The sequence below is a fragment of the Yoonia sp. genome (assembly GCF_036770585.1).
In the GTDB taxonomy this organism is placed as follows: Bacteria; Pseudomonadota; Alphaproteobacteria; order Rhodobacterales; family Rhodobacteraceae; genus Yoonia.
The window spans coordinates 1-6,306 of record NZ_DAIPIW010000107.1; the positions used below are offsets into that span (position 1 = coordinate 1).

Consider the following 6,306-nt stretch of genomic DNA (forward strand, 5'->3'; position numbering starts at 1 on the left):
TTCGCCGAGCGGCAGGCGGCCACCCGCGCCTGACAACAAAACGGCCCGCCCCCCGTGGCGTGGGGGCGGGCCTTGTCATGGTGCTGCAGGTCTTGGACAGGGATTGGGACAGCCCCCGCAGCGCATGAACCCTGATCAGAACTGGAACGACACGCGCGCGCTGGCGGTTGTCGCGTCGATATCAAGACCGTCGATATCGTCGAAGTCCTCAAACTGGTGTTGCAGCACCTCGGCACCGATGCGGATCGTGGGGCTGAACTGATAGTCGATCCCGAGACCGCCGAAGGTGCCGGTGCCTTCGCCGTCAAGCGCGTCTCCGGTGGTGGCAAGGGCGACACCGCCGACCAGATAGGGCATGAAGGCACCGGCATCATAGCCCAGACGCAGCTTGGCGCGGGCGACGCTGTCCAGCGTGATCGTCCCCTCGCTTGCGGCCTCGATGTTGCTCAGGTCATAGTCCACCTCGGCACCGGCGACGACCGACCCGAAGTCATAAAGATAACCTGCATGGACACCGTAGAGCGCGCCGGTTGCATCCTCGGAGAAGGCGTCGGATTGCAGGTTGCCATAGCCAAGTTGGCCACCGGCATAGAAGCCGGTCCAGTCGGCGCCCATCGCGATCGGTGCGGGGGCCACGGGCGCAGGCATCGGCGCGGGTTCGACGATCGTTTCCGCAAGGCCGCCGGCCTGTGCCATGCCACCCAACATCAATGCCGGGACAGCAGCCGTCATAAGGCCGCGCTTGAATGTCTTGGAAAGCATAAAAGTCTCCTTGATTTGCTTTGTTCCGCCCCAATAGATGGCATCGCAAATCCGCGGCGCAATGGCCGGAGGGGGCGTAGATGCCGCGTCGGCTGTTTCGTGCGCGCAGACAGCCTCTGATCGGCCAATTCTAGCGCATTTCAGAAACAATGGGCTGATATTTTCGTGATTGGGGCAGCAAACCGCCTGTGATGTCCCTAAATAGGGCGGTTGTGCGGCGACATCGCCAGTTGCCCGCCGCGCAGGGGTGACGCCACGCCGGTCGTCATCGGGGCCGAGATCGGCAGCCCGCGCGCCACCCGCACGGCAAGATAGCCGAAGGCCTGCGCCTCGATCATGTCACCATCGAGACCGGCACTTTCCACCGGGGCCACGGCGCAGGGCAGCACCGCCTGCAAGCGCCGCATCAACGCCCTGTTCTTGCGACCACCGCCGGTGACCAAAAGCCGTTCCGGCGGGCGCGGACAGACGGCCAGCGCAAGGGCCGTGCTTTGCACGACCGCTTCAAGCAGCGTGGCGAGCGCGTCGGCATCCGCAAGCCCCTGCACCGCATCGGACAAATCCGCGAATGCCCCCCGGTCGAGTGACTTGGGCGCGGGCATCGCGAAATAGGGATCGGCAAGGAAGGCATCGACAATCTGCATCTCCGCCCGCCCTGTCGCGGCGATGGCACCATCGGCATCCTGGGGCTCGCCCCGCCGCGCCTGCATCAGGTCGTTCATCGGCGCATTGGCGGGGCCTGTGTCGAAGGCAAGCAGGGCCCCGTCGTCTTCGGGCCTGTCCTGTGCGGGGTCGATCCATGTGAGATTGCCGACACCGCCGAGGTTCAGCATCGCCAGCGGAGCCGTCGCACCGATCCATTTGGCCAGCGCGAAGTGGAAGAACGGCGCCAGCGGCGCGCCCTGCCCGCCTGCGGCCACATCGGCGGTGCGGAAATCCCATGCCACCGGCAGCCCAAGCCTTGCCGCCAGAACCGCCCCGTCGCCGCATTGATGCGTCCGGCGGTTGGCCGGATCATGCGCGAGGGTCTGGCCGTGAAAACCGATCAGGTCGATACCCGTAAAGCCCGCCATGACCTCGGCATGGGCGGTCTCGACGATGGCCTGCGCGACCTTGCAGCCATCCGCGGGCCAGCGTCCCAGATGGGCGCGCAGCACCCCGTGTTCGGCAGGCGTATAGGCGCGGTAGGCCGTCGCACCGAAGCCGTGGATCACCTCGCCATCCGTCGCGATCACGGCGGCATCCACACCATCCAGCGAGGTTCCCGACATCGTCCCCAAAGCCCGCACCACCCGACCGTCAAACATCCGCTTCCCCTCTGCCGCCTGCCTGACTATAGAGTGCCTCGCAAACCAAGCAGGGACAAGCCGATGACCTACCACCCCAAGTCCGAATTCATGACGGTCATGATGACGCGCGGCTTTCTGGCCGACTGCACGGATTATCAGGGCCTCGACGAGGCGCTGAGCAAAGGGGTCGTGACCGCCTATATCGGCTATGATGCGACGGCGCAGTCGCTGCATGTCGGGCATCTGATGAACATCATGGTGCTGCGCTGGCTGCAAAAGACCGGCCACAAGCCGATCACCCTGATGGGCGGCGGGACGACCAAGGTGGGCGATCCCTCTTTCCGCTCGGACGAGCGTCCGCTGCTGGGGCCGGAACAGATCGACGCGAATATCGCAGGCATGCAGCAGGTCTTCGACAAATATCTGACCTACGGCGCGCGTGCGACCGATGCGCTGATGCTGAACAACGCCGAATGGCTGGACGCGCTGAACTACCTCGATTTCCTGCGCGATATCGGGCGGCATTTCAGCGTGAACCGGATGCTGTCCTTCGAGAGCGTGAAATCGCGGCTGGACCGCGAGCAGTCGCTGTCGTTTCTCGAATTCAACTACATGATCCTGCAGGCCTATGACTTTCTGGAACTGAACCGCCGATACGGTTGTCTGTTGCAGATGGGTGGCTCGGACCAGTGGGGCAATATCGTCAACGGCATCGACCTGACGCGCCGGGTGCTGGATCACGAGATCTACGGGCTGACCACGCCGCTTTTGACCACCAGCGACGGGCGCAAGATGGGCAAGTCGCAGGGCGGGGCTGTCTGGCTGAACGGCGATATGCTGTCGCCTTATGAATTCTGGCAGTTCTGGCGCAATACGACCGATGCGGACACGGGCAAGTTCCTCAAGATCTTCACCGAGCTGCCGGTCGAGGAATGTGACCGGCTGGGCGCTCTGGAAGGGTCCGAGATCAACGCGGCCAAGATCATTCTGGCCAACGCGGTGACGACCCTGCTGCACGGGGCAGAGGCGGCGGCGGCGGCAGAGGCCACCGCGCGCGAGGTCTTCGAGAAAGGCGGTATCGGGGATGATCTGCCGACGCTTAGGCTGTCTGCGGAAGAGATCGGTGACGGTATTTCCATCGTGCAACTGATCGTCCGCTCGGGGCTGGCGAGTTCCGGCAAGGAGGCCAAGCGCCTGATCGCCGAGAACGGCGCGCGGCTGAACGACGAACCGCTGACCGAAGCCGGGCTGGTGCTGGATGCGGGGGCGCTGGCCTCGCCCGTCAAGCTGAGCGCGGGCAAGAAGCGGCACGCGCTGGTGCAATTGGGTTCGTAGCTTTTGATCGCCCCGGACATGTTCCGGGGCATCACATCCCAAAGACAGAGGTCCCGGATCACGTCCGGGACGCGAAAGGTGATCAACCATGACCCGCTATGTCGTCTATGACGTCTTCACCGATGCCCCATTCGGCGGCAACCAGCTTGCCGTGATCCTCGATGCCACAGCCCTGCATCAGGCCCAGCTTCAGAAGATCGCGCGCGAGTTCAATTTCTCGGAAACGACCTTTGTCTATCCGCCTGACAACCCCGCCCATACCGCGAAAGTCCGCATCTTCACCCCGACGATGGAGGTGCCCTTCGCCGGCCATCCCACCATCGGCACGGCGATTGCCCTGCGCGATCAGGGCGCGACGGGCAACATGGTGCTGGAACTGGGTGTGGGGCCGATACCCTGTCGCGTGACCGGCCAGATGGCGTCATTCACCGTCTCGGCCCCGTTGCAAAGGTTCGGCACCCCCGATCCGGCCCTGGTGGTCAAGGCGCTGGGCTTGCCCCGAACGGCGATCCGGACCCAGACGCACCCACCGGTTCAGGCGGGGGTGGGGCTTGACTTCGTGCTGGTCGAACTGGTGGACAAAGCCGCGCTGGCCGCGATCCAGACCAATATCGCCGCCTTCCGCGAGGGTATGAAACGCTATCCGTCCGGTCTCGACTTCGCGGTCTTCGCCTATGTCCGTGACGGCGAGAGGATCGACGCGCGCATGTTCGCGCCGCTCGACAATATCCCCGAAGACCCCGCCACCGGCAGCGCCAGTGCCGCGCTGGCCGCCCTGCTGACCGAGGAACTGGGCCGCGATCTGTCGCTGAAAATCCATCAGGGCGAGGCGATGGGCCGCCCGTCGCATATCCAAGCGCAGACCACAAAGGGCGACGCCATCGCGGTGACGATCAGCGGGAACGCCGTGCGGACCATGGAGGGGCGGCTGATCCTCTGACGTTATCAGGCTGGAAACTCTTCCCCTGCCCCGCTATCAGGTCGGCAAGGACCAAGAGGCCGCGATGACCGCCACGATAATCGAGCGTTGTGAAGCCAACGGGCTGCGCCTGACCGAACAGCGCAGGACGATCGCCGCCGTGCTGGAAGACGCCGCAGACCACCCCGATGTGGAAGAGCTCTATCACCGCGCCTCGGCCATCGACCCGCGGATTTCGCTGGCCACGGTCTATCGCACCGTCAAACTGTTCGAGGAAGCCGGCATCCTTGAAAAGCACGAATTCGGCGACGGGCGCGCGCGCTATGAAACGGCGGACCGCGAACACCACGATCACCTGATCGACGTGCATTCCGGCGAGGTGATCGAATTCGTCGATGCCGAAATCGAGGCGCTGCAGGAAAAGATCGCGCGCAAGCTGGGTTACCGCCTGAAAGGGCACCGGCTGGAACTTTACGCCGTGCCGCTGACAGACAAGGACGACTGAATTGGACAATATCCGCGGTGCGGCCTTCATGGTGCTGGCGATGCTGAGTTTCGCCATCGTGGACGGGATGATCAAGCTGCTGGCGGTGCGGATGCCCGCCGGTCAGGTCATCGCGCTGATCTGTTTTGGTGGCTTGGTGGGCTTTCTGATCTGGTCGGCGCTGCGGGGGCAAGCGCTCTGGCATCCGGCCTATCTGAACGGCAGGGTCATCCTGCGCAGTCTGGCCGAGGTTGTCGGCACCTGCCTGATCGGGACAGCCCTTGCGCTGATCCCGCTGACGACGGTCTCGGCGGTCATTCAGGCCACCCCGCTGGTGGTGGCGATGGGTGCGGCGCTCTTTCTGGGCCAAGAGGTCGGCTGGCGGCGCTGGCTTGCGATTTTGGTCGGCTTTGTCGGCGTGCTGATCATCGTGCGCCCGGGGATGGAGGGGTTCGTGCCCGCGACCCTGCTGGCCGTGGCGGGGATGCTGGCGCTTGCCACGCGCGATCTTCTGACCCGCGGTCTGAAGGTCGAGCTTTCGGCGGTGCAACTGGGCAGCCATGCCTTTGCCTTCGTGACACCTGCGGGGGTCTTGCTGGCCTATGCGCAGGGGCAGGCCCTTGTGATGCCGCAAGGTCAGGAATGGTGGCAACTGACGTTCGGAATTCTTGTGGGGATGGTCGCCTATCTGTCCATCGTGGCGGCCACCCGCAAGGGCAACGCCGGGATCATTTCATCATTCCGTTACAGCCGCATGGTCTTTGCCCTAATCATCGGCTACGTGCTATTTTCGGAAACCCCCGATGCCGCGACCCTGATCGGTGCGGCCATCGTCATCGCGTCTGGCATCTATACCCTCTGGCGCGAGGCCCGTCTGGCGCGGGCTTCCCAACGCAGCCAAGCCGCGCTAAAAAGCGCCTGATACCGCTAACATCCCAAGGGAGCACACCATGAGCACGATCATCGACGTCCACGCCCGCGAAATCCTCGACAGCCGTGGCAACCCCACCGTCGAAGTCGACGTGATCCTCGAAGACGGCACGATGGGCCGCGCGGCGGTGCCCTCGGGGGCCTCGACCGGCGCGCATGAGGCGGTGGAAAAGCGCGACGGCGACAAGTCCCGCTATCTGGGCAAGGGCGTGCTGGACGCCGTCGCCGCCGTGAACGGCGAGATCGCCGAGGCGATCCTTGGCATGGATGCGACCGAACAGGTGGCCATCGACGAGATGATGATCGAACTCGACGGCACCCCGAACAAGGGCCGTCTGGGGGCGAACGCGATCCTTGGTGTCTCGATGGCCGTGGCCAAGGCGGCCGCCGATTTCACCGCGCAACCGCTTTACCGCTACATCGGCGGCACCTCGGCCCGCACCCTGCCCGTTCCGATGATGAACATCATCAACGGCGGTGAACATGCCGACAACCCGATCGACATTCAGGAATTCATGATCATGCCGGTCAGCGCCGCGAATATCCGCGAGGCCGTGCGCATGGGGTCCGAAGTGTTCCACACGCTG

The 6,306-nt window shown here is 64.3% G+C and carries 7 protein-coding genes; 5 read left to right on the plus strand and 2 right to left on the minus strand.

The genetic code is table 11. The features are described 5' to 3' along the window. Positions 1-135: 135 nt before the first annotated feature. Together V7N12_RS13295 and V7N12_RS13300 are read right to left on the minus strand one after the other, a co-directional pair. Positions 136-762: an outer membrane protein gene (locus V7N12_RS13295; RefSeq protein ID WP_333715108.1), complete on the minus strand. Its 627-nt coding sequence runs from the start codon at positions 760-762 to the stop codon at positions 136-138. A 197-nt stretch (positions 763-959) separates the two neighbouring features. Continuing rightward, on the minus strand, positions 960-2,069 hold the full coding sequence (locus V7N12_RS13300) for an anhydro-N-acetylmuramic acid kinase (RefSeq protein WP_333715109.1): 1,110 nt from the start codon (positions 2,067-2,069) through the stop codon (positions 960-962). Between the two features lie 63 nt (positions 2,070-2,132). On the opposite strand from V7N12_RS13300, the gene tyrS reads away from it, so the two are divergent. The 5 genes from tyrS to eno all read left to right on the plus strand — a co-directional run. Continuing rightward, positions 2,133-3,386: a tyrosine--tRNA ligase gene (gene tyrS, locus V7N12_RS13305; RefSeq protein ID WP_333715110.1), complete on the plus strand. Its 1,254-nt coding sequence runs from the start codon at positions 2,133-2,135 to the stop codon at positions 3,384-3,386. 88 nt (positions 3,387-3,474) lie between these two features. After that, the gene (locus tag V7N12_RS13310; RefSeq protein WP_333715111.1) at positions 3,475-4,326 is read left to right on the plus strand and encodes a PhzF family phenazine biosynthesis protein; all 852 of its coding nucleotides are present in this window, start codon (positions 3,475-3,477) and stop codon (positions 4,324-4,326) included. A gap of 64 nt (positions 4,327-4,390) precedes the next feature. Then, entirely contained in the window at positions 4,391-4,810 is a 420-nt protein-coding gene (locus V7N12_RS13315; RefSeq protein WP_333715113.1) for a Fur family transcriptional regulator, read from the plus strand. A 1-nt stretch (position 4,811) separates the two neighbouring features. Beyond that, positions 4,812-5,711 carry a DMT family transporter gene (locus V7N12_RS13320; protein WP_333715114.1) on the plus strand — a complete coding sequence of 300 codons (900 nt, stop codon included), beginning with the start codon at positions 4,812-4,814 and terminating at the stop codon, positions 5,709-5,711. A gap of 28 nt (positions 5,712-5,739) precedes the next feature. Beyond that, a partial coding sequence (eno, locus tag V7N12_RS13325; protein WP_443089970.1) for a phosphopyruvate hydratase occupies positions 5,740-6,306 on the plus strand: 567 nt, incomplete at its 3' end.